The organism is Paenibacillus artemisiicola, assembly GCF_017652985.1.
Lineage (GTDB): Bacteria > Bacillota > Bacilli > Paenibacillales > Paenibacillaceae > Paenibacillus_Z > Paenibacillus_Z artemisiicola.
The window spans coordinates 313,200-339,650 of sequence record NZ_JAGGDJ010000004.1; the positions used below are offsets into that span (position 1 = coordinate 313,200).

The 26,451-nt window shown below is 57.7% G+C and carries 26 protein-coding genes; 2 read left to right on the plus strand and 24 right to left on the minus strand.

Annotated features, from left to right (window positions below):
* The 11 genes from I8J29_RS09850 to I8J29_RS09900 all read right to left on the minus strand — a co-directional run bounded on the left by I8J29_RS09850 (nucleotide 1) and on the right by I8J29_RS09900 (nucleotide 10,835).
* Complete coding sequence (locus I8J29_RS09850) at nucleotides 1-1,074, minus strand: Ger(x)C family spore germination protein (RefSeq protein WP_208847437.1); 1,074 nt, start codon at nucleotides 1,072-1,074, stop codon at nucleotides 1-3.
* Nucleotides 1,071-2,159, minus strand: coding sequence for a GerAB/ArcD/ProY family transporter (locus tag I8J29_RS09855; protein WP_208847438.1), 1,089 nt, complete (start codon nucleotides 2,157-2,159; stop codon nucleotides 1,071-1,073). The genes I8J29_RS09850 and I8J29_RS09855 overlap by 4 nt, the downstream gene beginning before the upstream one ends.
* Nucleotides 2,160-2,181: 22 nt before the next feature.
* Nucleotides 2,182-3,633 carry a spore germination protein gene (locus tag I8J29_RS09860; protein ID WP_208847439.1) on the minus strand — a complete coding sequence of 484 codons (1,452 nt, stop codon included), beginning with the start codon at nucleotides 3,631-3,633 and terminating at the stop codon, nucleotides 2,182-2,184.
* Between the two features lie 146 nt (nucleotides 3,634-3,779).
* Complete coding sequence (locus tag I8J29_RS09865) at nucleotides 3,780-4,958, minus strand: NAD(P)/FAD-dependent oxidoreductase (RefSeq protein ID WP_208847440.1); 1,179 nt, start codon at nucleotides 4,956-4,958, stop codon at nucleotides 3,780-3,782.
* A 141-nt stretch (nucleotides 4,959-5,099) separates the two neighbouring features.
* Complete coding sequence (locus tag I8J29_RS09870) at nucleotides 5,100-5,519, minus strand: GNAT family N-acetyltransferase (protein WP_208847441.1); 420 nt, start codon at nucleotides 5,517-5,519, stop codon at nucleotides 5,100-5,102.
* A gap of 168 nt (nucleotides 5,520-5,687) precedes the next feature.
* On the minus strand, nucleotides 5,688-6,203 hold the full coding sequence (msrA, locus tag I8J29_RS09875; protein ID WP_208847442.1) for a peptide-methionine (S)-S-oxide reductase MsrA: 516 nt from the start codon (nucleotides 6,201-6,203) through the stop codon (nucleotides 5,688-5,690).
* A gap of 150 nt (nucleotides 6,204-6,353) precedes the next feature.
* Nucleotides 6,354-6,755, minus strand: a complete 402-nt coding sequence (locus tag I8J29_RS09880) for an antibiotic biosynthesis monooxygenase (RefSeq protein ID WP_208847443.1) — start codon at nucleotides 6,753-6,755, stop codon at nucleotides 6,354-6,356.
* Between the two features lie 93 nt (nucleotides 6,756-6,848).
* Nucleotides 6,849-7,634 carry an ABC transporter ATP-binding protein gene (locus tag I8J29_RS09885; RefSeq protein ID WP_208847444.1) on the minus strand — a complete coding sequence of 262 codons (786 nt, stop codon included), beginning with the start codon at nucleotides 7,632-7,634 and terminating at the stop codon, nucleotides 6,849-6,851.
* Complete coding sequence (locus tag I8J29_RS09890; protein ID WP_420831108.1) at nucleotides 7,631-8,659, minus strand: FecCD family ABC transporter permease; 1,029 nt, start codon at nucleotides 8,657-8,659, stop codon at nucleotides 7,631-7,633. The genes I8J29_RS09885 and I8J29_RS09890 overlap by 4 nt, the downstream gene beginning before the upstream one ends.
* Nucleotides 8,660-8,663: 4 nt before the next feature.
* Entirely contained in the window at nucleotides 8,664-9,935 is a 1,272-nt protein-coding gene (locus I8J29_RS09895; protein WP_208847445.1) for an ABC transporter substrate-binding protein, read from the minus strand.
* A 372-nt stretch (nucleotides 9,936-10,307) separates the two neighbouring features.
* Entirely contained in the window at nucleotides 10,308-10,835 is a 528-nt protein-coding gene (locus I8J29_RS09900) for a hypothetical protein (protein ID WP_208847446.1), read from the minus strand.
* A gap of 363 nt (nucleotides 10,836-11,198) precedes the next feature.
* Between I8J29_RS09900 and mraY the strand changes: the two genes are divergently transcribed.
* Together mraY and I8J29_RS09910 are read left to right on the plus strand one after the other, a co-directional pair.
* Nucleotides 11,199-12,158: a phospho-N-acetylmuramoyl-pentapeptide-transferase gene (gene mraY, locus I8J29_RS09905; RefSeq protein WP_208847447.1), complete on the plus strand. Its 960-nt coding sequence runs from the start codon at nucleotides 11,199-11,201 to the stop codon at nucleotides 12,156-12,158.
* Between the two features lie 158 nt (nucleotides 12,159-12,316).
* Complete coding sequence (locus I8J29_RS09910; RefSeq protein ID WP_208847448.1) at nucleotides 12,317-12,592, plus strand: hypothetical protein; 276 nt, start codon at nucleotides 12,317-12,319, stop codon at nucleotides 12,590-12,592.
* Nucleotides 12,593-12,915: 323 nt separating this feature from the next.
* Here I8J29_RS09910 and I8J29_RS09915 read toward each other — a convergent pair whose 3' ends face one another.
* The 13 genes from I8J29_RS09915 to I8J29_RS09975 form a co-directional block, all read right to left on the minus strand.
* Nucleotides 12,916-13,119, minus strand: a complete 204-nt coding sequence (locus I8J29_RS09915; protein WP_090645603.1) for a zinc ribbon domain-containing protein — start codon at nucleotides 13,117-13,119, stop codon at nucleotides 12,916-12,918.
* Nucleotides 13,120-13,226: 107 nt separating this feature from the next.
* Complete coding sequence (locus I8J29_RS09920) at nucleotides 13,227-13,682, minus strand: DUF4181 domain-containing protein (RefSeq protein WP_208847449.1); 456 nt, start codon at nucleotides 13,680-13,682, stop codon at nucleotides 13,227-13,229.
* A 69-nt stretch (nucleotides 13,683-13,751) separates the two neighbouring features.
* Nucleotides 13,752-14,540: a nicotianamine synthase family protein gene (locus I8J29_RS09925; protein ID WP_208847450.1), complete on the minus strand. Its 789-nt coding sequence runs from the start codon at nucleotides 14,538-14,540 to the stop codon at nucleotides 13,752-13,754.
* Nucleotides 14,541-14,678: 138 nt separating this feature from the next.
* A complete protein-coding gene (locus tag I8J29_RS34450; RefSeq protein ID WP_338113117.1) occupies nucleotides 14,679-16,304 on the minus strand; it encodes a peptidase G2 autoproteolytic cleavage domain-containing protein in 1,626 nt (541 codons plus the stop codon).
* Nucleotides 16,305-16,595: 291 nt separating this feature from the next.
* The gene (locus I8J29_RS09935) at nucleotides 16,596-17,018 is read right to left on the minus strand and encodes a DUF2500 domain-containing protein (RefSeq protein ID WP_208847452.1); all 423 of its coding nucleotides are present in this window, start codon (nucleotides 17,016-17,018) and stop codon (nucleotides 16,596-16,598) included.
* A gap of 171 nt (nucleotides 17,019-17,189) precedes the next feature.
* Entirely contained in the window at nucleotides 17,190-18,194 is a 1,005-nt protein-coding gene (locus I8J29_RS09940) for a polysaccharide deacetylase family protein (RefSeq protein ID WP_240546077.1), read from the minus strand.
* Between the two features lie 344 nt (nucleotides 18,195-18,538).
* The gene (locus I8J29_RS09945; protein WP_208847454.1) at nucleotides 18,539-19,375 is read right to left on the minus strand and encodes a class I SAM-dependent methyltransferase; all 837 of its coding nucleotides are present in this window, start codon (nucleotides 19,373-19,375) and stop codon (nucleotides 18,539-18,541) included.
* Between the two features lie 144 nt (nucleotides 19,376-19,519).
* Nucleotides 19,520-19,996, minus strand: a complete 477-nt coding sequence (locus I8J29_RS09950) for a GNAT family N-acetyltransferase (protein ID WP_208847528.1) — start codon at nucleotides 19,994-19,996, stop codon at nucleotides 19,520-19,522.
* A 268-nt stretch (nucleotides 19,997-20,264) separates the two neighbouring features.
* The gene (locus tag I8J29_RS09955) at nucleotides 20,265-21,740 is read right to left on the minus strand and encodes a sulfatase family protein (RefSeq protein ID WP_208847455.1); all 1,476 of its coding nucleotides are present in this window, start codon (nucleotides 21,738-21,740) and stop codon (nucleotides 20,265-20,267) included.
* Nucleotides 21,741-22,142: 402 nt separating this feature from the next.
* A complete protein-coding gene (locus I8J29_RS09960; protein ID WP_208847456.1) occupies nucleotides 22,143-22,748 on the minus strand; it encodes a DUF1003 domain-containing protein in 606 nt (201 codons plus the stop codon).
* 193 nt (nucleotides 22,749-22,941) lie between these two features.
* Entirely contained in the window at nucleotides 22,942-24,351 is a 1,410-nt protein-coding gene (locus I8J29_RS09965; protein WP_338113118.1) for a sugar phosphate nucleotidyltransferase, read from the minus strand.
* A gap of 111 nt (nucleotides 24,352-24,462) precedes the next feature.
* Nucleotides 24,463-25,287 carry a DUF6492 family protein gene (locus I8J29_RS09970; protein WP_240546031.1) on the minus strand — a complete coding sequence of 275 codons (825 nt, stop codon included), beginning with the start codon at nucleotides 25,285-25,287 and terminating at the stop codon, nucleotides 24,463-24,465.
* A gap of 204 nt (nucleotides 25,288-25,491) precedes the next feature.
* Nucleotides 25,492-26,256 carry a YheC/YheD family protein gene (locus tag I8J29_RS09975; RefSeq protein ID WP_208847458.1) on the minus strand — a complete coding sequence of 255 codons (765 nt, stop codon included), beginning with the start codon at nucleotides 26,254-26,256 and terminating at the stop codon, nucleotides 25,492-25,494.
* Between the last annotated feature and the right edge of the window lie 195 nt (nucleotides 26,257-26,451).

The window sequence follows — 26,451 nt, forward strand, 5'->3', positions numbered from 1 at the left end:
TTATTTTCTGATCCCCGTTTCCGTCAATACCACATGAACCTTCAGGCTCACGTTTGCCGCCGGGTATGCTTGCTTCCACGCCGCTTCGCTCCAATGCCGCGTTTTGCTCCGCACGAAATCCCCCAGTCCGAGCGGGTCGATGCCGTCATTTTGGAATTGGCGAATGAGCCCCGTCCCCGTCGTGACGAGCTCCTTCTCCAAACTGTCTTGAAACCTCCGATGCTCAAGGCCGGTTAACCGGATCCCCTTGGAATCGATCACTTCCGCGTTCAAACGAAGGGTGATCAGCAGGCTCGGACGGTTCTTATCCCGACTGACGCGATACTTCACTTTGGACCCGACGTTTTTGACGGCGAAGTAGGTCCCGTCTTGAAGCCGCGCCTCGAGTATGCCGTATTTCGTGTTTTCGCGCAGAAGCTTCACGACTCGCATTTGTTGTTCGTTCAGCGACGAGACGTAGCGGTCATCCTTGAATAACGCTAATCCCGATATCACCGCTTGGTCGCCCCGCAAGCTAAGGATCGGCAAAAAAGGATCCATGCCTTTGCCCAGATACGCGTATTCGAAATCGTTCAGATTAGCCCGGGGGACTAAGCCGGTTCGGACGTTCATATCGAGCAAATCGAACAAATACATCCCTTTCTCGAGATTTGAACTGAAATTGGTTTGCAGCACTTTCTTCGCTTGTCCATCGACAATCGCCACGTACATTTTGCGCGACGAGAGCGCGTCGCGCAGAAGAACGTCCAGCTCATTTGAAATCCCCTTGGCCGCAACGGCCTTCCCGATTAAGACCACCGATATTTTCCCGGTCTTGATCGGCCGATTCAGCTGCATGTTCATGAGTTCGGTGATGCTTCTGCTAGTATGGCCGACCTTCGAAAGCAGCAGATTGGAGACGGTTCTGGATTTGCCCGCTTGAAACTTCGGCGGCGCTAGCGTCAATTCGAGCTGATCCCCGGGCGCTTCGTCGAATGCGCTGACAAACGATATCGTGGTTTTTTCCAAAATATCTTGTTTCACGCAGCCCGTTAACGAAAGACAGAGCAGCAGCAGCAGGATGATCCGAATCATGCCGTTCTTCTCCCTTTCGTTCGGATCAAGACGACCAGATACAAGAACGGAACGTAGGCAAAAATCAGGTAATTACCGACGATGGTCAATAAGGCTTGAACGTCTTCGATCCGGCTGCGGCCGGGAATAAGGCAGACGGCGGCAAAGACCGCCGCGATCAAAAACGGCAGGATCGACGCTTGCCTCATCGCGAACATCACCCGGCCTATTCGGCTTGAAACCCATAGACAGAAGCAGGTGATCGGGATAATCCATAAGATCTGGGAGGCGGCGCCGATATATTCGAAGCGGTCGATAAACGGGAAGTGAATGAACTTGTACTTCGTTAATTGCGGCCATATTTCATTCGACAATTGTTCGGGTTTAAACATCAATAAAGCAAAGAACAGAATGCAGAGATACGAAAAGGTGGTAAGCAAATTCGCCCCGTGCGCCCATTTCTGCGAGGTTTCCGGCGATTTGACGAAGGTGTAGCAGAACAGAATGGCTTCCACGCCCAGGTAGGGAAACGTCAATTGCTTGCCTCCTTGGAAAATCTCCCGGAGAGAATGATCGAGTATCGGCGTCAAATTGTTAAAATGAAAATACATCGCCGGAAAAAACAACGCTAAGATGGTGATATAGCGGAGCATGCTGAACATGCAAATCCCCACGATTACCCGAAAGCCCCCGGCAACGATGTAATACACGAGCAGCAGCAGTACCGCGGCCAGCGGCCAGGTCGTCAGATCCGGAAACAGCCATACTTGAATCACCTCGATAAATAACCGCAATTGAAAACAAGCCACGAGCAGAAAGTAAACGACGCAGGCTAGATTGAGCCCCCCGCCCGCCCACCTGCCGAACAATTGAAGATGAATATGGATCAGGTCCGTACCGCTGTAGTTGAGCACTTGGTACATCATCCATATGATCACGTGGAAGCCGAGCCCGCAGAGGAGGACCGACATCCAGACGTCTTGGCCTGCCCATTGAATCGGCTTGATCGACATGGACAAATACTCGGGTCCGAACTGCATCGCTTGTATCAGCACGAACACGAGGAAAGCCGATATGGTTAGTCGCGGGTGTTCGGTTGTTTTCACCTTTCTTCACTCCCGGAACGGTTCAATCGTCGATGTCTTTTTTGGCCGCTGCCTTCTTCCGCTCGAAACGGACGGGGTTCGGCGACCTAAAAAAGCTGAACCGATGATGGAACTTGGAATATGGCGGCCGAATCGCCGTATCGTACAAGTCGGCCTTGCGGAACGGATAGAGGGGGACCAAGTACGGCATCCCGAGAGACGTTAACCGCAGCAGGTGCGCAACCAGCGCCAAGGTACAGATGAATATCCCCAGCAGCCCCCAGATTTGCGCGGCGAAAATAAAGGGAAACCGAAGCATCCGGATGGTGGCGCTCATTCGAAAAATCGGCGTCGTGAACGAAGCCAAGGCGGATAACGCGACGATGATCAATAAAAAGTTGCTCGTCAGCGCGGCTTCGACGGCAGCCGTACCGAGCACGATGCCTCCGACGATGCCGATCGTCTGTCCGATCTTCGAAGGCAAGCGAGCCCCCGCTTCCCGCAGCAATTCAATGACGAGCTCCATAATGAGCACTTCCACGATCGGAGGAAACGGCACGTTGATTCGCGATGATACGATCGTCGGCAAGAACACGTTCGAGACGCCTTGGCCGTGATACGTGATCACGGCCACGTACAAGGGCGAGGCAAACACGGAAAAAAAGACGGAGAAAAACCGAATCATCCGCAGCAGGGAAGCAATAATCCAGGGCAAATAATAATCCTCGTACGTAATGAAAAAGGACCAGAAGTTGACCGGCGCAAACACCGAAGCGGGGGACCCGTCCTTTAGGATGCAGATTTGGCCCGAAGACAAGGCCCAGGCAACGTAGTCGGGCCTTTCGGTGCCGATCGACTGCGGAAAGATCGAGTTGGAATTATCCTCGATCATTTGCTGAAGCAGCGTGCTGTCCGTAACTTGATCGAAGCGCACGTCTTCAAGCCGCTGCACGCACGTATTCAAATACGCTTCGTTTGCGATGCCCTTGAGGTACACGACCGCGACTCTGGACTTGGAGACGCTCCCGATCGTCATCTCCCGGATGCGCAGCTCCGGGACCGGAACGCGCGTCCGAATCAAATTCAGATTGATGTCCAAGGACTCGACGAAGGCTTCTTTGGGTCCCTCCACGGTAAATTCGACTTCCGGAATCGTAACGCTGCGCCCTTTGGATATCGCGGCGTTAATGAGCATGCAACGATGGCTTTGAAGACCGAATTGAACCGCCACGTAGCCGCGGTAAATGTTGTCTTGAATGATCTTCCAGTCATGGGCGATTTCTTTTTCCGCCACGGGAATGACGGCATACATTTCGTTGAAGCTTAGGCCGGGATGGTCGCTTAGGCAGCTTAGAATCTGACGCTGAACCGTTTCCATGTCCGTTAAGGTTTTGATATACCCGATGAATACCCGTTCCGCGTTCATGAAATGCTCGTAGCATACGAAATCCGCCGATTCCTTCAGTTCCTTCCATAATGGCGGGACTGTATCCACTTCGAATCAATCCTTTCGCTTCTTGATTCTTCCGTTCATTGTCCCCCCGAAGTGGAAAAACATACAAATAGAGCCTGTGGCAGCGACTGACAAACGCGAAAAACCCCCGGTTCGCGTCCGGGGGTTGGGTTAGCGGCCGCAGCCGCTCAATAGGCCAGCGAGAACAAGCCGTCGATGTGCGCCAGATAGCGCACGTCGCTCGCTTTTTTCATCAAGGTTGCCGGCAAGCCTTTCAGTTCGATGCCGTTTTCGCCGATCCAACCGATGCCGTCCTTGCGCCCCAGACTGGCGAGCGAACCGGAATTGACCGGCTCGAACGGCGTCATGTTGGCGCCTTTGAAGTACGCGAACAGGTTCGCCCCGACATGCTCGCCCATTTGCCAGGACAGCTGTGCCGTCGGCGGATAAGGGCGGCCATCCGGTCCCATCACGACGGCGCAGTCGCCCGCAAGGAACACCTCGGGGTGCGAGACGGATTGCAGATATTCGTTCACCGAGGCGCGTCCGCGGTCGACCGCAATTCCGCAATTCGCCACAAGCGGGCTGCCTTTCACCCCGCCGGCCCACAGGACCGTGCCGGCTTCGATCGTCCGGCCGTCGCTCAGGCTGACCGTCGTCCCGTCCAGCCCTGCGATCCTGAGCCCCAGCAGGAAGCGAACGCCGCGCGCCTCGAGGCTGGTTACCGCGCGCCTGATGAGATCCGCGGAGTAGGTCGAAAGAATGGACGGCTTGGATTCGACGAGGTACACGGACACGTCCGAGACGTCGACGCCGTGCGTTCGGCATAGACGCGGAAGCTCGTCCGCCAGCTCGCCGACAAGTTCGACCCCCGTCAAGCCGCCGCCGCCGATGACGAACGTCGCGTCCGCTTTGCGCTTCGATGTCGCGTAAGCGGCGATTTTGTAGTTGACGTGAGCGAAAATCCGCTTCGCGTCCGCCACGGATTTCAGCGTGAAGCTATTCTCCCGCAGGCCCGGCACGCCGAAGAAATCCGATTCGCTGCCGAGCGCAAGCACGAGCGCATCGTACGGGAAGGTGCTTCCGTTCTCCAGCACGACTTGGCGGCCGTCCGGATCGATCGCGGTCACCGTTCCGATTACAAGGCGGATGTCTTTGTCCTTGAACAGATTGGCGAGCGGCAAGGTAACGGCTTTCTCCGCGATATTGCCTACCGCCAAACGATGCAGCTCCGTCACGATCTGGTGCGTATCGTAGCGGTTAATGACCGTAATCGAGGCTTCCTCCGCCGAAAAGCATGCGCGAGCGGAAAGCGCGCTGAGAAGGCCGCCGTAACCGGCGCCCAGAATTAAAATGCGTTTGCTCATGTTCCCGTCCTCCCGAGTCTTCGTTGTCTGGTTTCGCTCGGAATCTCCCGTCTGCCGCCGGATCCCAAGCGCATGCGTTCGGGTTCGCCGTCGCACGTGAAAAACTTCACATTATAAGCCGCAAGCCGCCGCGAGGCTCCGTTAAACGCGGCAAATGAAGGAGTAGGCCGTCTTCTCGTAACCCATCTTGGTTTCATAGAACCGATGGGCATCGAGGTTCGCCAATCCCGAGCCCAGAGCCACGATTCCGCACCCGTGTTCCTTCGCGTACCGATGGACATGCGCGAGCAGCTCGTTTCCGTATCCCTTGGATCGCATGGAAGACTTGGTGACCAAATCGTAGATGAACACGTGCCTCCCGAAATAAAAATTGGTCAGCATGCAGATGCCGGCTAATGCCGCGATTTCGTCCCGTTCATACAAAGCCAGCAGCGTATAGCCTTCTTCCCTCATCGTGCGCAGACAAGCAAGATACGCGTCTTGGCCGAGATGGGTTCGCAATTCATGCATGACCGGATAGCCTTCGAGCCATTCCGTTTCGTTCGCTAATTCCTTGATCATCGCCGTTCCCTCCGCTTCATGAAAGTACGCTCATTCTTATAACGACGAACAGCCTGATTTTGTGAAAGGATAAAAACGGTTCGAAGCTTAGCCCTGCGATTTTCAAAGCGCGCGAAAGCGCGAAAGCCATAAAAAAAAGCCGCGTCACCCGCGGCTTCGTTACGCATATTATGTCCAATTGTCTTGAATGAACCGATCGCGGCCGGACTTCTCGCGGTCTTCGTTATAATGCTTCGGATTCTTCTTGTGGTAATCCTGATGGTACGTTTCGGCTTCATAGAAGGCCGCCGACGGCAATATTTTCGTAACGATCGGTTTATCGAACCGCCCGCTGGCTTCAAGCGCTTGCTTCGATTGAACGGCCAGCTCCATTTGCCGGTCGTTATGGCAGAAGATCGCGGTCGCGTATTGCGTCCCCCGGTCATGGAATTGCCCGAATGCGTCCGTCGGGTCGATTTGCTGCCAGAACAGTTCCAGCAACCGTTCGTAAGGGAACAGCGAAGGGTCGAACGTGATTTGGACCGCCTCGAGGTGCCCGGTCTCGCCGGTCTTTACCTCTTCGTACGTCGGATTCTCCTTGGAACCCCCGGTGTAGCCCGATACGATCCCCAGGATGCCGGGCAGTTCATCGAACGGCGTAACCATGCACCAGAAACACCCGCCGGCAAAGGTTGCTTTTTCCATCTCTCTATCATCCTCCTGCGATGTCGATATTATGCGCGGATTCCACTATGATAGCACATTTTCGCGGTCGTTATCTCGTGGAGTGCCCAAGCAAAAAGCCGCCCCGATCGGCGGCTTCCTGGTCCATCCGTGCGTCCTAGTGCGGATCCGCTACGCTTGTTCCGCAGGCGCGGCGGATTCCGGCAAGTGAGAGACGAATACTTGATAAATCGTGACTTTGTTGCCGATCACGGGGCCGCCTTCGTTCGCTTGCGGCGATCCGCCGCGAGCCTGTCCCGAAGGGGTCTCGCCCGCCGAACGCGCGGACTCCTCGTCCCGGCGGCCATGCGCGCCGCGAAAAGCCTGGCTGCTCGCCCACGCTTGGAACGAATCCTCGTTCTCCCAGGTCGTGCATACCCGAATCTCGTCGTTGCCCGCTTCATTGACGCTGTACAGGACGTCCATGCGAACGAACCCCGGAAACGTATGCACCATTTTCGGCTGACGAAAGCGTTCCATCACGCCTTCACCGAAACCTTTTTTCACTTCAATCCGATTTTCCACGAGAATCATGCCGCTCCGCTCCTTCGCTTCTTCCTATTATAGCTTCCTTCGTTCTTATCGTAACAAGCTTGGCTTGCCTTCGCAAATGCGGCCTTCCGCCGGTTAGGATCGGGCTATGCCGCAAGGCAGATACACCGGTACGCCGTCATCCAGGAAGACCTTCGCTTCGATCCCGAATACGTCCCGGAAGAAGGCAGGCCGGAACACCGCCGCCGGCGCGCCTTCCGCCACGACGGCACCTTGCTTCACGGCAACGATTCGGCTGCAGTAACGCGCCGCTTGATTCAGGTCATGAATGACCATGACGACGGTGATCCCCTTCTCGACGTTTAGTTTGCGAATCAGCTCCATCAGCTCCAACTGATGCGCGATGTCCAGGTAGGTGGTCGGCTCGTCCAGCAGCAGCGTTTCCGGGGTTTGCGCCATGCTCATCGCCAGCCAGGCGCGCTGCCGTTCGCCGCCGGACAACGCCGGCAGCGAACGGTGTTGGAGCCGCTCGAGACCGGTAACCGCGATGGCCCAGTCGACGACCGCTTCATGCGCCCCGCGGCATTCCTCATACCACCGAAGATGCGGATTCCGGCCACGGCGTACCAGCTCCCGGACGGTCATATCCAGCGCGTTCTCCTGCGATTGCGCCAGCATGGTCAGACGCTTGGCGACCGATTTGGGCTGCAGCCGCGCGATGTTCTGCCCCTCCAGCCAGACGGTTCCCCGCTGCGGGGCCAAGAGGCGCGCCAGCATCCGAAGCACGGTGGACTTGCCGGAGCCGTTCGGGCCGACGATGCCGACCCACTCGCCTTTGGCGACCGACAAGTCCAATCCGTTCACGACGGGCTGCGCCTGGTAGCCGTATGCCAAGTCCGATGCCCGCAAGGCTTCCGTCATCGTCTCGCCCCCTTCCGAAGCAAATAAAGAAAGAACGGCGCCCCCAGCACCGCAAGCAGGATGCCCACGGGAAATTCAATGGGATCGAACCAGCTCCGCGCTGCCGTATCCGCGGCCACGACCAGCGCGCCGCCACCGATAGCGGACGCGGGGAGGAAGATCCGGTAGTCGCTGCCGACCAGCAGCCGGGCGACATGCGGAACGACGAGGCCGACGAATCCCACCATGCCGACGATGCTGATCGCCGCGCCCGCCATGAACGTGGCGAGCAGAATGATCCACAGCCGGCTGAGCTCGACGCGAGTGCCAAGCACCTTCGCCGCGTCATCCCCCAGGACGAGCAGGTTCGCCTGCTTCACCAGCAAGACGGAGGCGGCCAAGCCGATCGCCGTATACGGCAGCAGGCTGTCGAAGTGCGGCCAGCTGCGTCCGTTCAAGCTGCCGGACATCCACGGGAGCACCGCCTGCACCTTCTCGCTGTTCAGAATCATGAGTCCCGCCATGACCGCGCCGAGCAGCGAATTGACCGCGACGCCGGCCAGGATGAGCCGGATCGGCGAAGCGCCGCCTTTCCACGCCAGCAGATAGACGACCGCGGCCGCCGCCAGCGCGCCGAGGAAGGCCGAGATCGGCAAGTATGCGATCTGCTCCGGGTACAAAATCATGATGACGACCGCCGCCAAGCCGCCGCCCGACGACACGCCGATGATTCCCGGATCCGCGAGCGGGTTGCGGAACACCCCTTGCAGGAACGCGCCGGCGACGCTCAGGCAGATGCCGGCCAGCATGCCGGTCAGCACGCGGGGAAGCCGAAGATTCCAGACGATCTGGCGCGCTTCCGAATCCGAGGCGCGGAACAAGGCGTTCACGACCTCGCGGGCCGGAATCGCGATCGCGCCGGACATCAAGCCGACTAACAGGGCCAAGAACAGCAGGGCGATGCCGATCATCAGCACCGCGCCGCTTCGGGCTAAGGCCGGGTTCTTCGCCGGCGCGGCGATTGGGTTAGACACCGTGACCGCCATCGCGTCATTTCACCTGCAGCAGGATTTTGTTGATGGCCGATATCGCTTCCGGCGCGCGAAGACCGGGGTTGGCGGCGAACAGATCGGAAGGCAGCACCTCGAACCGGTCGTTCTTCACGGCGCCAAGGCTCTTCCAGGCCGGGTTCGATTCGAACTGTTTCTTGAAGCTGGCCTTGACCTCGGCCGCGTCGCCGTGCGTGATCAGCAGAATCAGGTCGGGATTCGCCGCGACGATGCGCTCCAGGCTCAGCTCGGCGTATTGCGGCATCTCGTCCATTTTCGGAAAGCTCGCGGCAACGTTCTTCCCTCCGGCCAGCGCCAGGAAATTGCCCGGATAGCTCGACGGCAGCGCGACGACGAAGCTGCCCGGCGCTCCGTACACGATGAGCGTTTTCGGAGCGGCCGCGGGTTTGGTCAGGCCGCTTACCTTCGCGTCCATGCCTTTGATCAACTGGTCGGCCCTCGATTCTTTGCCGAGAATCTTGCCGTACAAGCGAACCGAAGCTTGAATTTCGGGATATGTATTGTGGGCGTTGAAGATCACCTGCGCGCCCAATGCCTCGATCGTCGCCTTCTGGGATTGCAGGGCGGGGCTGGCAATGACCAGATCCGGCTTGGCGGCCGCGAGCTTCTCGAACAGAATGCCGTGCGTGCTGCCGATCTCCGGAGCGGACGCGGCTTGAGGCGGATACACGGCGCCGAGCGCGGTCGGGCGCCCCACGACGGAGCTGCCGAGCGCGTAGATGATCTCCGTATCCGACGAAGAAAGCGTCGCGATGCGGCTCGGTTTCTTCTTCAACGTGACCGGACCGGAGCTGGTCGTCACGGCGAGCTCGCTGCGGAGGGCGATCGTGGCGGCCGGTTTGCTGTAGCTGACCCATTTGCCGAAGGTTTCGGAGAGGAAGCGAAGCGGCACGAACATGGTGCCGTTCACGATGGACGGAGCCGCGTCCAGCGGTTGAGTCGCATGGTTGACGACGGCCTTCTTCACGCCCGCCGTCAATTCGACGTTCACGTCCTTGCTCGCGACGGTGACCGTCTTGGTCGACGCGTTCCAAGTCGCCTTGCCGCCCAGCGCCGAGACGATGCTGGCATACGGCACGAGCGTATAATCGTTGACGATGCGCGGCTGCGCGTTCATTGGCACCGCTTTTCCGTCCAGCGTTACTTTGATCGAGCTTCCTGCGGCGGAAACGATCGAGCCGGTGCTTGCCAGCGCCGGCGTCAGCAGCAGCGCGGCGGCCAACATCCCGCGCGTGAATACTTTCCCTACCATGAAATGACCTCCTGAGAATGATTATTAATATCATTTATACTATATTGATAATGATTATCATTGTCAATATAGATTTTTGCAGGATTTACCGTTTTCCGCGCGTTTGATTGCCGCGGTACCAGACGACGCCGGCTCCCGGCTGCGCCGTTTCCCTCTAGTTCAACTCCGGGTCACAACGCTGGTTTAAACTAAAAAAGAGCCGGCGATTACGCGGCTCTTCATGTTCCGTAAGGTTGATGACGACTTTACATTCTCTAGAAATTCCCGAACCGCTTTGGGGGAGTTCAACATAACGTTCCTGTTTTTGAGGCTGCCCAACCGGTTTCGCTGCAATCTTTGGTCTCTCCGCGACTCATAGGATTCAATCGCTCTCTACTCCTCGAACCGTAACGTGAACACGAGCGCCCATTCCGTATTTCTTAACGATTCAGGCGATAAGTCCGCCGTTCGGATGATATTCGTACTCGTAGCTTGCATGCCGAATACGTATACGGGCTGATCGTCCGTGAAAGAACTCGTCCCCGCGCCCTGCATCAGCCCTCTCGCGGTCAGCTTCTCCTCCCACGGAATGGTGAAGGTCGCCAGACTGGAGCCCGAATCATGGATCGTGCAAATTTTGATCGTGCCGAACATGTTCCTCCCATCGCCGGGAGCCGTGTCCGTAGTTACCGAAATAATGAGCTCGGCCTCTTTGCGCTTCTCCGGATTCGGATTATAGAATACATCCTCGATCGAGCCTGCCGAATCCGCCTTTCTCCCGTTCTTCCAAATGTCGATGTCCAAGTCGGCCTTAGGTTTGCTGCCCGTATACCCTAACGTAAAGGCTCCGGTCATCGGACCGAGGAACAGCTTCAACTTGGCGGCATCTCCTTCGAACGCGTCGACGGGCGTCAATGTCAATTCGGCAGGCTCCTGCTTGTCTTCAGGCAGAGGCGCACGGCTTGTCGCGGCGCATCCGGTCAGGAAGACGAACAAGAGGAATAAGGAAAACGTTTTTCGCATCTCAACCCCAACCTCTCCGGTCAAAGCCCTTAGGCATAACCATTCTTTTTATTGTACGCCCCATTTTTTGGCAAGTTTCGGAGGACCTCGTTTTTTAGCTTTACGACACCTCCCCATTCATTCTACAAAGGCGCCGAAAATAGGAAATTCCCCCCGACAAACCTTCTCTTTTATGGGAGGCTCGCGATTAGGTAAAGTGATGGCAGAGGCATGGCCGCATCTGGAAGAGTTGAACCGGATATGGGAAGGGAGCCTGTTGGAATGAACGAAACGAACGAAATGTTGGCGGTCGCGGGTCTGTCTTTTGTGCTGGTCGCGTTCTTGACGCCGCTGCTCATCTGGTGTCTCCGCCGCTTGAAGCTGACGCAGCCTATCCGCGCCGAGCTGCCTCCCGACCATCACGCGAAGAAGGGAACGCCGTTGATGGCCGGCCTCGTCCTGTTGATCGGCGTCGCGGCCTCCCTGGAATTCCGCCCCGCGCCGATGACGACGTTACTGTGCGCGACGTTCCTCTTGTTCGGCATGATCGGGTTCCTCGACGATTTCAAGAAAGCCGCCTGGCAGGATCCCTCCGGCATATCCGGGCGGACGAAGCTGGTGCTGCAATTCGCGTGTACGGGCCTGCTGCTGCTTCTCTTATTCCGCGCGTTTGCGCTGACGAGCGAGATCTCGTTGTTTCATGGCGTTCAGCTCCGCCTGCCCGTTTACGCGTACGTCGTCGTCCTCGCCTTGTTCGTGGTGGGATCCGCGAATGCCATCAATTTTACGGACGGGCTGGACGGCTTATTGATCAACGTCGCCATTCCGACTTACTTTTTCTTTTTCCTCATCTCGGACAAGCCGGAGGTCCGAGCCTTTTCGCTGGTCATGATCGGCTGCTTGATCGGGCTCTTCTTCTACAACATCTTTCCCGCGAAAGCGTTCATGGGAGATACCGGGTCGCTGGCCATCGGGGGCTCGCTCTCCTTCTTGGCGGTCATGGAGAAGGTGGAGGTGCTGATTCCGCTCTTGTTTTCCGTCTATCTGGCTGAACAATGGTCGGTCATGCTGCAGGTGTGGTACTTCAAACGAACGAAGCGGCGTTTATTTCGGATGGCGCCGATTCATTTCCATTTTCGGTTAAAATACGGCTGGAGCGAGAATACCATCGTCATGGCGTTCGGTTTCGCGTCCTGGGCATCCGCGCTCGGAAGCTGGTTGATTTGGAAATTCGCCTTCTAGGCGTTCCGCTGCGCCCGACGATGATGGAAACGTGGAAACGGGGCAGCTTATTCGTCATCCTCGCGGCCGAAATCCGCGGACGAGGAAGGAATCGGCGCGATCGGCGTCGAATAATGGCGTGATCGGCGTTGCAAAAATGTTTACGGGAGTTGACAGGCATGGCAAGAGGTATCAACGGCGTAACGATGGAAATCGACTTTGAAGGCGGCAAGCGCGTGCGGATCCGCGGCGAATACGACCCGGTGAATAATGAGATGGATTTCAAATTCACGGACCGTCATAAACGGCCGCTTCAGCTGGAGCCATGGGAAGCGGAGGAGTGCCGCATGCTGTTCATGGGCCTGGCTCAAATGTTCGGGTCGGCCGCGTCGGGAGCGAACGCGCCGGAGGACAAGCTCCTGGACGCGAACTCGCTTCGCAATCAAGAGCGCTAATCGATCTGCTTGAATAATTGAACAAGCGCAACGGGCCGTTCGATCTGCCGAAGCCATCTCCGGCAACCGCGGATCGGCTCGCGAACGTTAAAAAGGTGCCCGTCTCGGCGGGCACCTTCAGTTTTTATTGCGAATTCAATGGCATTTCCTCGCGTAAGCCGGCTTCGTTATGCTTCGCGTTCCCCGCTTCCTTCGATACCGGATAGCGGATCATTATCTCTGCCGGATAAGGAACGAGGAGGCGCTGCAGACGCTCCGTATCCGACAGATCAGGGTTTAACACCTATCCTGCGATCGGCGGTTCTCGGTTCCCGGGCTAGATCTCAGCCGAAGAAGAGGTCAAGGATGTTGGAGCCGGCCGAGGATTGTTTATTGTAAAATTCCGAATACCCGCAATTCGCGCAGGATACAACAACGAATTGATTGTGCTGAATATCGAACATTTTCGAAAGTCCCGTGCCCGTCATCGCGACTTCTTTTGTTCGCGCGTCCTTGCTTCCGCATTTGACGCATCCCTTTTCGTCCACCGCGTATTCCTCCCTGCCTGTTATCTGTCCCCCAAATAATACCACATCTAGGAGAGGCCCCGCCTATTGGCTTATTTCGCTTTTAATCGATGTGCCCACCCGCCAGCTTAACGGTTAAGCAGCATCACGTAGTGCCCCTCGAATAGAAAAAAGTAAATATAGATCAAGCCGAACGCGGTCGATAGCAGCGTCGCGAGATAATCCTTCGCCCGCTTCGTATAACGCCATTCCCAGAGCGCCTGCGAGCCCCTGACCGCGATAAAGGCCGACAACCAAAACCACTTCATCGTATCGTCGTCCGCCGGATCCAAAACAAAGGCGTACAGGCCGACGGCCAGCAGGACCAAAGCTCCCATTAACCAGTACCCGATGCGCTTGCCGCCGGTATCCGCCGGCTTCCGCGATGCGCCGGGAACGCGAAGCTTTTTAAACGCGATTTCCAGCACTACGAGCAGCAGCGCTAAGTAGGACATGGCGACTTGCATGACTATCCCCTTCTCGTGAATTAGAATCGGCTCGTCGGCAAACGCTTCGTTCGCCTCTTCCTCTATTGACGCTGCCATAACCTGGAAAGTTCCGCGATGCGTAAATAAAAAGCAGCCGAACGCGCTGTCCCGCTGCCGCATGGGTCTTCATGGCCGACTTAATAGGATGGTGTCATAGATGTTCCCGGCGCCATTCAAGGCCTCTACTCGCCAATCCTTCAGCGCGTCGATGTCCAACGGATAATTGAACAGCGACTTGAGCCCGTTGCCATATCTGACAACAAAACGGCAGTCGCGCCGGACGATCGGGCGCAACTCGCGCAAAATGTCCAGCTTCTCCGGCACCAGCGATGCGATGAAGATATGCGTGGCGGAGGCGGCGAATGCAAGGTCGCTCAGATGGCTCTTCGCATAACGGAACGCGTCATCCAACCCCAGATGCCGCGCCAGTTCGATTCCGCAGCGGATCGCTTCCTCGTCGATATCCACGCACAGGACTTCCGCCGACGCGGATTCGGCGATCGTAAAAGCGGAGACCGGAAAAGCGCCGGCGCCGATAAACATCACCTTCGCCTCTCGCGGTTCTCGGAGCCGGTTCCACTCTTCCCGCAAAGAGGCGGACGGCAGCGCCGCGTATCGGCAGTCTGTTTTGTTTTGCGAACAGATAGCGCGCGCCCGTACTTTCTCCAAGGCGCCAAGCGCCATTGCGGAGGAATGCCGCATATACGCTGCCGCGTCTCTCGCCGATTCGTCCTCCGCATGGTCCCAGAACCGTCTGTTGTCTTCTTGGAGAATATACGCGCTCAGGCGATCGAGTTCGGCGCTAAGCCGCTCGCAGCTGCCCGCGTGGCCGTAAGCGCGGGCTCGCAGCCCATTGATGTCGTCCGCCCAGGCGCGTAATGCTTCCGTGACGCACGCCTCGCTTGTGCTCTCCACTTCCCGCCTCCTCTCAAGCGGCAACCGCCGCGTCCGTATTCCTAAGAGGCACGAATGCGATTCGGATCGCGCCGTCACTTCCATTCTATTGAGAATTATTATCACTTAGAAGCGAAAGCCAACCTTGATCCGAGCCTTCTATCGATGCTCGGGGGAGAACATGTGAGGAAGATACAGCACGCACACTTGATTTGCCCCCGTACGCTTCATGACGCGATAGCCATACGCGCTCGCTGTAGCCACGCCCTGATCGTTTGGCGTACAATAACCGTTTTGCACGCATGTCCCGTCATCTCTTACCAACATCTTGCCGATGAGCCCCACGGCAACCCATTCAGGACGTTGTTTTCGGGGAACATACGCACGCTGCGGATCCCACTCCGGATTCATGACGGGCTGGACTTCCGTATGCTCGGGCGTTAGTTCATTGCCCTGCCGATCCATGACTGCGGGTACCCTCACTTCATGATAGGTTCGCCGGCCCCACGCATCCAACCTATAACGTCCATGCCAGCTCAGCTCGGCGCTATTTCCGACGATACTCGGGGTCGCGCTGCTGATTCCGAGGATGTAAGCATCCGATGCCGCGGCGATTCGGATTCGATCCCCTTCCAACGTGACGAAGTACCCCACATCGATGATGGTTTCGTCATGGCTCTGGAACATCTCCGCGTAATCCGCGCCGCCTGTATTGTACGAGGCGCCATCAATGAACATCTCCCCGCTGCTCGCCAGCCATTTGGCTCCCAGCCCTCTGGCATCCCTGGAGCTCCCATTGCCAATGAACCAGGAATGCGCTTGCTCGGCATCGCCAAATCGCCCCATGATATGCGCGTTCTGAAAGCCGGCCGTACTCGTACCTTCTCCTTCGGCATGCGAGTAGTTTCCGGAAGCGATCGTGGCCAGTCCCTCGGCATGCCCGGCTTGGCCGCTCGCGGTGGTGAGCACGCCCTCGGCATGCGTACCCAGACTCGCGGATGTCGTATCCATCCCTTCGGCATGCGAGGCTGTGCCCATGGCGACTGCGTTGATATTTTGAGCATGGGCTCCCAGCCCGATGGCTTGCGTATTAAACCCTTCGGCATGAGCCGCAATGCCGTTCGTCACCGAGAATTGCCCTTCGGCATGCGAAACCGCTCCGTTTGCCGATGTGCCAAAACCCTCTGCATGGGAAAAGTCCCCCATTGCCTTTGTCCCGGGATAAAGGGTTACATTCGCCGTCCCCCCTTCCGCATGAGCCGCAAATCCCGCAGCAAGCGTTCCGGCTCCCTCGGCATGGGAACCGGAGCCATTCGCTTGATTGCGTACAGGACTTCCGTGCGGATCTACGCCTCCTCCTTCCGCATGCGAGGCTCGGCCGCGGGCCGCGTTTCCTTCCCCTTCCGCATGGGAAGCGACGCCTTCCGCCATCGTTCCGAAGCCTTCCGCATGGGAAGCGACTCCGGCCGCTGTCGTTCCGTATCCTTCCGCATGAGCGGTATCCGCGGCGGCAATCGTCAGATAACCTTCCGCATGCGAGGCGGCCCCTGCCGCTTGCGTTGTATTGCCCTCTGCATGAGCGGTATCCGCGTTCGCGATCGTTTGGTAGCCTTCGGCATGCGAGGCTGCGCCGTTGGCGGTTGTCGTTCTGCCTTCGGCATGCGAAGCGTTGGCGTTCGCGATCGTTTGGTCCCCTTCGGCGTGGGAGGCGATCCCGTTCGCCGTCGTATCGATGCCTTCCGCATCCGAGCACTCGCCCGCCGGATTCTGATTACAATCTGGCACGAAACACATCACTCCCTTCAGGTGGGAAGCGAGACGCATCTACTTCCAATATGTAAAATATGAAAAAATTTAACATTAGCTTGGACAAATTTCAGATTATTTGTCTTTGAGGAGCTGAGGAGCGAGAATCGGAAGTCGCTGAATGACTGCCGTTTGCCCGCTTTTTGCCGGATGGTTCTTCTTCTACAAGAAAGGCAGCCGATCCATCGGATCGGCTGCCTTTCTGTCTTGACGAAATCCGTCGCGGGGCGCATTTTACTTCCATCTGCCTGCCCTTGTTGCACGAATGCGCTATCGTGCCATAGGTCCGCCGCCGATTGTTTCGCGTTGATCCTGCCGGTGAAACGCCTTAAAGCGCGTGCCTTGATAGGTGAGCTGTCCATAATCGCCTGCTGCGAGCAAGCCGAATTGTTGGCCTCTGACCTGTAATTCGAGGCGCGAGCCGTCGCTGAATTCAAACGTCGCGAAGTAATCGGTCGTCGAGCTCGAATCCCCGGATCCTCCCCACACATGCGTTCGTTTATCCGCGACCGTTACGGGCCGGGTCGTTACGTCCGCGGCATTGTTGGTCGTCCAGATCGACAACCCCCGAATCAGGACATACGCGAATCCGCCGATGACCACGATGAATAAACCGCCGCCAAACAGCTTAAAAAACAACGGCATCTCTTTCAAAAACCCAAAAAAGCCCGGGTCATTCGGAAAATCGCTCATCCAAGTTTCTCCTTTAGCCAACGTCGTTAGAAAATATTCCCTTCTCCTCTTACGATGCCTGAACTTGGAAGGTTGCGCTTGAAAGCACGCAAGAAGCAGCCGATCCTGCTCGCCGGCTGCCTTCGCGTCGTTATGGAAGGGTCGCGTCCCGTTCGCAGCCGCTTGAACCCGCTACGCCAAGCCGTTTTTTTGCGCAAGCGTTCCGCGGGTCCGTTTCGCCCGAAACAGCTTATACGCCGCTTCCGTCCACAACGCCGCGACGATTGCCATGGCCGCCAACGTCCACAACGCCTCCCGCTTTCGTTCGGGCGCCCGGTCGAAATGCGCGTGCCCCAGCCGCTGCCGCGCTTGCTTCATCAGCGCCAGCTGCAGATCGGGATTATTTTGCATGCCGCCGGCATTGAGACGGAAGCCGTTGCTCTGGGACGGGCGATCCAAGCCGTCCTTAACCGTCAGCGTCACGTCAATGCCTAGCTGCGCGCAAATCGCTAGCAGCGGTTTGGAAAACGCGCCGTAAGGAAACGCCAACACATGGTTCGGAGAGCCAAGCTCCCGCTCCAGAACGGCATTCGCTTTCTCAAGATCGGTCTTTACGCGCAGCTCGTATTCCTGCTCCGTCTCCCGTCTGCCTTTATCGCGCAAATAAATCGGTCCGGACAACGCGGCAATGGCATGCTTGCCCCCGGCGTCCGTTGGCGCGTACAGATGGGAATCGAACGAATGGCTGTAAAACGAAATGCCGTTCCGGTTCATTTCCCTCACCTGATCCCACGTCAGCTTGGGCACCCCGACGCGATGCGGATTGCCCACCGTGTTGACGATCAGGAAACTGGTCGCCGGCGCCTCGTATTTACGCAGGATCGGATAAGCATCCCGGTAAAACGAGGCATACCCGTCGTCGAAGGTCAGCAGCACGGCATTGTCGGGAACCGGGTCACCATGCAGGATGAAGCCCCGGTACTGATCCATCGTGATCCAGTGAAAATTGTTGGCCTTCATCATGCGGAGCTGGCGCTCGAACTTGGCGGTAGACAGCGCGCCGGCATTCTGCGGAGCTTGCACGACCTCGTGGTACATCAGCACGATCACGCGGTCCTTATAATACGTGCCGTGCGGTTCGTCGTGACCGGGCTTCAGCCCGCCGTACAAGGAAGACGCGCCTTCCGGGCTGCCCATGTCGATCACGCTCCCCGCTCCTTGGAACAAGCGTCCCACAATGGGCATGCGGCCATGACTCGCTTGGAGGAGCAGCACGAAACAAAGCGCGCCCAACCCCAGCAGCAAAAATGAAAGAAACCCGATTCTCGTTTTAAGTGACATAAGAACTGCTCCCGTACGGTATTGTAATGGCGATGATGCAAACGTCAGTTAATCGACGAAGGAACGATGCCGGAAGTTGCTGGTTTCCGCAAACTTTGTGAGGGCGTTCGAATTCGCGCATCTTACGTCGGTGACGGCATAAAAAAGCGATCCGGCTGACTGCCGGACCGCCTTTATGGATTGATAACTTCCGTAAATTTTCAGCGCTTAGCGGAACCCCGAAGGCCATGCCTCTCCTTACGGCGGGCAACGTGGAGAACGGCGCCCCAGTGGCGGCGGACCGACTTATCCGAGCGACGATTAAGGCGATCCCGGATTTCATGGAAGAGCTTGTCGCGTTTCCAAGTCTCCATCAAAATGTGCCCGGAGAACGTTTCGAGGAGTTGAATATACGCTTCAACGGCATAAACGCGCTCCCAGTCGAAATGCCGCAGGTGCACCGCTTCGAACAGGCCGCTTTGTTCAATCTCGTACCGGAGCTCGCGAAGCTCGCCCGGCCGCGGCCAATCGTTTTGATCGACCGGTCTCCCTTCGCCAAGCTCATGGTACACCGTTTGAATATCGCGGAAGAACGGATCACCCCCGTCGGGAAAAACGTGTTCCGCGCTCCAAAATGCCAGATGCCCGCCGGGACGAAGAGACTGCCATGCCTTCAAATACCGGACTTCGGGATCCATCCACTTCCAGGCGGTCGCCGCGAATACCAGATCGAATGCATGCTCCGCCTCGGGCTGCCACTCCTCGAAGCTCTGGTTGACGATGTCGACGTCCATGCCGCGAAGGTTTTGACGAGCCGCCGCTGCGAGTTCGGCGCCAAGCTCGATGCACGTGATCTTGAAGCCGCGCTTGGCTAACGGGAGCGTCGCCTTTCCCGTAGCGCAACCTACTTCCAATAAGCGATCCCCCGCATGCAAATTCGCCGCTTGGATCAACTCCTCGTACAATGCCTCCGGGTAATCCGGACGCGCCTGCTGATAGATGGGCGCGGCTTGTTCAAAGGACGCCCGCAATTGTTTGTCCTTATTCTTCAAATCCATGTTACCTCCCCGGACACATTAATTACCTCTACAATTCCGCAGCGCGCTAGAGGTTTCCTGCCGCCGATGTGCGCGCATAGGCAGCTGGCCATCTCTGCATCGGTTGCCTTCTGTTCGATCGTCAGATGACGCGAGCGGCGGCGGTCAAAGCCGCAGCACGGTGATCGACTCGTCGTTGAACGTTTCGCCGTTGTCGCGGAAGCCGAATCGTTCGTATAGTTTTTTGGCAGGGAGATTGGCGTGTTTATATGGAATCCAGCAGCAATCCGCCGGTCCTGCCGGGAAGGTGCGAATGAAGGCCATGATCTCGTTCATGGCTGCCCGGCCGTAGCCCCTGTTCTGGCAAGCCTTATCGATCATCAGGCGCAGGATGCAATAGCTGCGGGCGGCGAACGACGGTTCGTCGTACCCGGTCGTTCCGTACGTCACCAAAACAAATCCGACCGGCTGTTCATCCGCGTAGATCGCAAACGGAAACGGATGCCCGCCGTTCGTTGCCAGCACGTAACACGACGCCACGCTGGAGAGATTGGACGCCACGAATCGGCGTTGATCCTCGGCGACTTCCAGCTTGAAGACGGCACGACGGTTTTCCAGCGTTATTTTACGAAGCGTAACGATACGAATCTTCTCCCTTCGATTGTACGAATGCGCGCCGGCCGCATGAATGATCATACAATCGATGCCAAAAAAGAAATAGACTGTTACGGGATTTTTTTATACACTATTCTGTATCCATGGCTTTTGTAGGGAACAGCGATCCTAGCCGGCCATCTTCAAGCCGCTGCAGGCAGGCATCATACTCGCTCCATAACATAAAGAAAGGCAGCCGATCGTTCCCGATCGGTTGCCTTTTTGCGATGATCTTACCCTCGCGCGCCTGGCCTCGTCACATCCGCCGGTTCGCTTTGAGCGGCACGACGTCCGCCGTTTCCATATAAAACGTCAACAGCCGCTCCTTGAGCGCGGCCAGCACGTCCCGCAATCCGGGATCATCGATCCGGTTATCGGCTTCCATCGGATCGCGCCGCAGATCGTAGAGTTCATCCCGCTCGTAGAAACGCCGCACGTACTTGTAGTCGCGCGTCCGGCACATGACCGCCTTCGTATGCTCCGGCCCTTCCTGCTGCTGCAGGCCGACGCGAGGCCAATACAGGCCGCTCGGCGAGCTCATCGACGTGCTCTCCAGCTCCATCGCTTGCGTCTCGCCATGCAGCCGTCCTCCCTCCGCGAACACCGCGTCCCGGTGCTCGTCCGTCTCGCCGGCCAGCAGCGGCAGCAGCGAGCGTCCGAAGTGGGTGTGGCCGGGCATCAGCCCAAGCAGCGCCTCGACCGTAGCCGGGAAATCGATCAGCTCGACCAGCGCCTCGCTGACGCGCGGCTTCACCGGCACCCCGCGCGGCGGCTTGACGACGAACGGCACGTTGGTCAGGCAATCCTCGAAGGTGTTCTGCGTCTTCTCCACCAGCCCGTAGTCGCCGGTGAAGTCGCCGTGGTCGGAGAAGAAGAACACCGCCGTATCGTCGTAGACGCCCGTTTCCTTCAGCGCGTCCAGCACGAGACCGAACTGATGATCGACGCGCGCGCACATCCCGTAGTAGGTGGCGCGGAGCTCGCGCCAGCGGTCCTCGGTCCAGCCCTGCAGCTTCTGCCGGTCGTAGATGCCTTTCAGCAGGCTCGGCTTCTTCGACCAATCCGGCGCCGGCGTCCTACCGGGCAGCTTGCCGCGATCGATCATGCCGTACCACGGCTCCTCGACGCCGTACGGCGGATGCGGATACAGCAGCGGCAAGTAGATGCACATCGGCCGTTCCTGCGGCGCGCTGCGGATAAAATCGATCGCGCCCCGCACCATCGCCCAGTCCCCGTCGTAATAGGCTTCCTCGTCGGGCGCCTGCTCCAGCTTGCCGGCGTAGAACGAGTAGTAGTTGTCCCCGCCCGGATCGCCGCGCCAGCCGTCGTCGCCGTGCAGGTTCGTCTCCGGCCGCGGCCGCTTCTCCGGCACGTATTTCACGTCGCAATACGCGTCGAAGCCGTTCTCGGCCGGGACGAGATCGTTCTTCCCGCCCCACCATACCGCATACCCTTCGTCCTTGAGCGTCTTGAGCAGCACCGGCTCGTCTTCCTGCATCATGTGGAACATCGTCCGGTGACCGCGGACATGGGGATACCAGCCGCTCATGAACGAGCATCGGCTGGGCGTGCAGACCGGATTCTGGCAGAACGCGGCGCGGAACGATACCGCGTCGGTTTCCGCGAGCCGGTCCAGATTCGGCGTTACCGCCGCCGGATTGCCGAAGTGGCCGATGACGTCCGCGCGCCATTGGTCGGGATTGAAAATCAGGATATGCGGCCTGTTGGACATGCCGTTGCCTCCTCTTTCGTTGTCATCGATGCTGCGCATCCGTTCGGCCGGTATTGCCGATGCCCCGCTCAGCTCGGCCTTGGCGGTTAGCCTTCGGTCGAACCGGAGCGATGCCGTTCCAGCCGTCCCGAACACTTCGACGGGCATCGATTGCAATCCTGCGAGCCGTCCTTCATGATTATGTCTTTGAACGTCCAAGCTCCGCCGGCAGAGTGGAACAAGGGCGAGTGAGCGGATCGAGGACGAGGTTTTAACGCACAAAAAAACCGCGTAGATACGCGGTTTCGTAACGTCATTGAATCCGTTATGACTTGCGCGGGCAATGACCCCGGGTTACAGCGCTTGACCTTCCGGTTTGACTTTATATGCCGGGAGCAAGCTTCGCCGTGTTCGTGCCCTCTATCATTGAATGATCGCATCCTCTTGCGCGCGGTCCAGCTTCGCTTCGATCGAGGCCAGAAGCTGCTTGATCTGCTGCAGCTCGCGGCTGAACTGGTCTTTGTTTCGCACGCCCTCCGCTTCGATGCGGTGCAGGTGGCTTTGAATGTCGTCGATTTCTTGCTCCGCCTTGTAGTTGATGGCGAAATCGATCAACGACTCGTGCTTGTCTCTGGCATTTTGGCGGTTCTGGCTCATCATGATGATGGGCGCCTGGAACGCGGCAAGGAAGGATAAGCACAGGTTCAGCAGAATAAACGGCGGCTCGTCGAAATGCAGCGGCTTGATGAACGGGAGACTGTTCCAGATCATCCACGCCACCAGGGCCGCGCCGAAGTACCCGATGAAGGTCCAGCTGCCGCCCAAGCTCGCGATACGATCGGCAAGCCGCCCGGAAAACGTGGTATTGGTCGTGTACTCTTCGTCTACGCGGCTCAGAATGCTTTTCTCGTAATCGTCGACTAATCCGTCGATGCGCTGCGCGTTTTTCTCGCTGAGCTCGATATCGAAGCCTTGAATGATGGATGCCTCATCAAAACCGGCCGTGTCGATGGCAGACCCCTGGTTCATGTCCCGCTCTCCGTCCTTATGCGCAAGCGCGCATTTTTCCAAGACCCCTATAGGTTTACCTATTCTTGGCCCGTTATGCGACGATCGCCATGCAATAGAGAGCCCTGATCCTCGGGCTCTTTCTCCGTTTGCGCGATGGCGTTCGCCTATCGCCCGGTCAATCGCCTTAACGGCGGGAGGGTCATCGAAGCCGTTACTCCGCCGGCCGGCTCCCCCGTCCGCAAAGCCGAACAATCTCCTGCCAGTCCATGGCGAGGCGAATGCTGTCTTCTTCAAGCAGCTCCGTCCCGATTTGGACGACCAGGTATTCCACCTGCGTAATCGCCCTGACGGCGTGCCCCGCGCCAACCGGTATTTGCAGAATGTCGCCGGTCTGAAAGCCCGTCATGACCGCGTCCAAGACGAACTCGCCGGTACCTGTGATAATCGTCCAAATCTCCTTGCGCCTCTGATGCACGTGGTAGCTTGTATGCTTCCCCGGCAGCAGGTTTACTTTCTTCGTTAACGTTTCCGATTGGGCATCTGACGTTGAATGGTCCAATATCAGATAGGCGCCCCATCGTTTCTCCTCGTACCTCGGCTTCGGGCTGGAGCTCCGTATCGCTTTGATTTGATTGGATTTATCCTTGCTTGCAACCAGAATGCCGTCTGCGCTTGCGGCAACGATCAAGTTCGAGGCGCCGATGACGTGTATCGGCAGCGCGAGTTCATTCACGATATGCGTATGAGCGGAGTCGCTTGATAGCTCCCCGTGTCCGATGACTTGATGGCCAACATAGTCCGGAAGCACGCTCCAATCGCCAAGATCCCGCCACAGACCGTCGTAAGGGATAACGACCGATGGCCGCGTGTTCTCCGATACTTCCACGTCGAAGCTGGCTTCCGGCAAATGCTCGCAGCTGGCCGCCAGCTCATCGTAGGCTTCGGGCAGCCCCGTGTCCTTCAAATGGGACAGCATGAACGCAAGCGAGAACGCGTACACGCCGCAGTTCCACATCGCATGGCTGCTGATCAAAAGGCGTGCGTCATCGGCATTCGGCTTCTCGACGAAACGCGCGATCGGCGTATACCCGGTCGCCGGCCCGCTGCTCGCTTGCTCCGGCACGATATAGCCGAATTGACCGGAAGGATGCGTCGGCGCCGATCCAAGGAGGGCCAGCCTCGCGCCCGACTCCGCCAGAACTTCGGGAAGCTTGCGCAGCACGTCAAAGAAAGCATCGTCCACGAAGAGATCGGCCGGAAGGACGCATACGATCTCTTCCCGATCCGCATTCAGCTCGGTATGCAAATAACTTGCGGCTAGCGCGATCGCCGTGTAGGTTCCCCTCCTATAGGTTTCCGCAATGAAAGGAATGCTGCCGCCCACATGGTTCTGTACGATTTCAGCTTGGTTTCGATGCGCGACAATGGCGGTAGACCCGAGCAATCCCGCCTCATCCAGCTGCCTGCACAGCCGCTGAATCATGGATTCCTTGCCCCCGTCTCCCGCCTTCAGGACCTTTAGAAAGATTTTCGACCTAATTTCATTGGACAGCGGCCAGAGTCTTTTTCCAGACCCGCCGCCGAGCAGAACAATGCGCAAGCGACATTCCTCCCCACGCAAGTTCGGAGCTGGCGTCCCACGTTTTCTTCTCGTCCGAATGGCCATCCGTACCGCCTGTTTCAGCGAACGGCCCGCTCGGTCCCCGTGCCATCCCTGCGACCTGACAGAGAGTCATGGCTCATTCGTCTTTCTCGCATAGCCTTTGCGCTTATGGAAAGAGATCGAGCGGTACCGCCGCGACAGCGTCCGGATCCGTTTCGGCGTCATGTTCGCGATGTTCATGGATAGGCTTTTGTTTAACGCCGAACGGAGAACGAGCCCGCCGGGATTACGGGCGTATAGGAAGTTGCCGTAGGTTTCGAATTCGGAGAAAGCAAACTGCTTCGATTTGTCCATTTTCCTCATGACCGCCGAATACCAGCGCATGCCGTGCTTCTTGGCGATGGTCCGTTTTAGCTGCCTCAGCTTCGATTTGTCAAAGAGCATGTAGTGGGTCACGAAGGATTTCGGCGCGGCGGCTTTCTTGCCGAGCAGCTTCCTGTACGTTCTGAAATATTCAGGCTGGCTCCACGATCTGCAATAAAAATACGTCTTGTTCCCGGTTCGGAACGCATGCGGCCGAATCAGCACGGTGTCGGCATCGATCGCCAGGAAATAGTTCGCGGAGCAGATCTTGTCTCCGCTCATTTTCAGCAGCTGCTGGAACAGCCACCCTGACCGCTCCCATTTTTTCGAGCGGTAACGAATGTTTTTCTTCGTAATGGGAAGCACGGTATTCTCATTGACGAACTTGCATCCTTTTCGTCTGCACAGCTGCCTTATTCGTTTCTGATTCGGCGCCACGATCATGATGCTGCCGATAGGATGCTTCACCTGTTTTCTGATGGCGTCTATGACATAAGGCAGTGTTTGCAGATCCTTTGCGATCGCTGGAATTAGCACATCAATCTTGACCGACATCGCTTCATCTCCATTTTCACGGATTAATGTGATCATGATATGCAGTACGCAGCGGAAGCTCCTCCGCTTTAGCCAGCAGGACGATCGGCCGGAGCCCGGTCGGATCCGCCGGGTTTATCTCCGCTTCGCCGGCTATCGCCGCACGCCAAAAAGGAACGGTTGCCCGTTCCTCCGGATTGGTTTATTTTATGAAAGGGAGCGGCGCGCCGAATCGCCGTAACGGCGACAGGGCAAGCCCGATCATTTCGTTCTGCCGTACTGCCTTCCGTAACGGACGATCGTCCGGTACAAACGCTTGTCGCCAAGCGATTTCAACGCAGAGAAGTTCGGCCGGGTGTTCACCTCGAGAATCCACAGCCGTCCATCGCGGTCCAGCGCCACGTCAAGGCCGAGTTCCTTGAACCGTTTGGCGTGACGGTCGAAGCAGCGGGCCGTTTGCAGGCCCATCGTTTTCAGCCGCTTTTTATAGCGGTCGATCTGCGCGCCCGAATATCCCGAACGCCGCAGGGTCGGTTCGAGGTACGCCAACTTGCCGCCTTGATGGTAGTTCGTGACGACCTTGTTCTTCTTGCCCAGCTTGACGAACATGACGCTCTGCACCCACTTGCCCGCGGCCGTCTTCTGCATCGTGACCCGCAAGTCGAACGGTTTGCCGCGGGACGTCTGCAGGTAGATGCCCTTCTGGAGCAGGTAGCTTCGGCCGCGCGCGATCTTGTTCAAGCGGCCGTATAGGGCAGCCGTAGAGGAGGCCTCGAACGTTCTTCCGTCTTTCTTGACCCGGAACTTCCGGGAGGCTCGCACGATGCGCGCGATTCCGCCGCCTCCCGTCCCGGTGGTCGGCTTGAAATAAACCATCTTGTACCGGCCGGTCATCGCGTTCAGCGACGAACGGGTAAAGCGCTTCGTTTCGGGTACGAGAGGTCTCAGGCGGCGATCCGCCATGAGCCATTTCGTCTTCGTCCATTTGTTCTTAATCGATATGCTGCTGCCGCCTTTGCCGGGCATCCGATCAGCTCCTTCGCGTCAACTCGAGATAGATTATTTTCCCCTTCCGGAAAGGTGACGGCGGATTCCCCCGGAGGCGGCATATTCGAGAAGAAGGGCGGTTCAGGGATAAATCGGCGGCAGACCGCCTGGAATTTCCCGGCTCCCTGCTTCAACCGCCCGCCCGGGAGGGAATAGGTAATGAATCGAACCCTA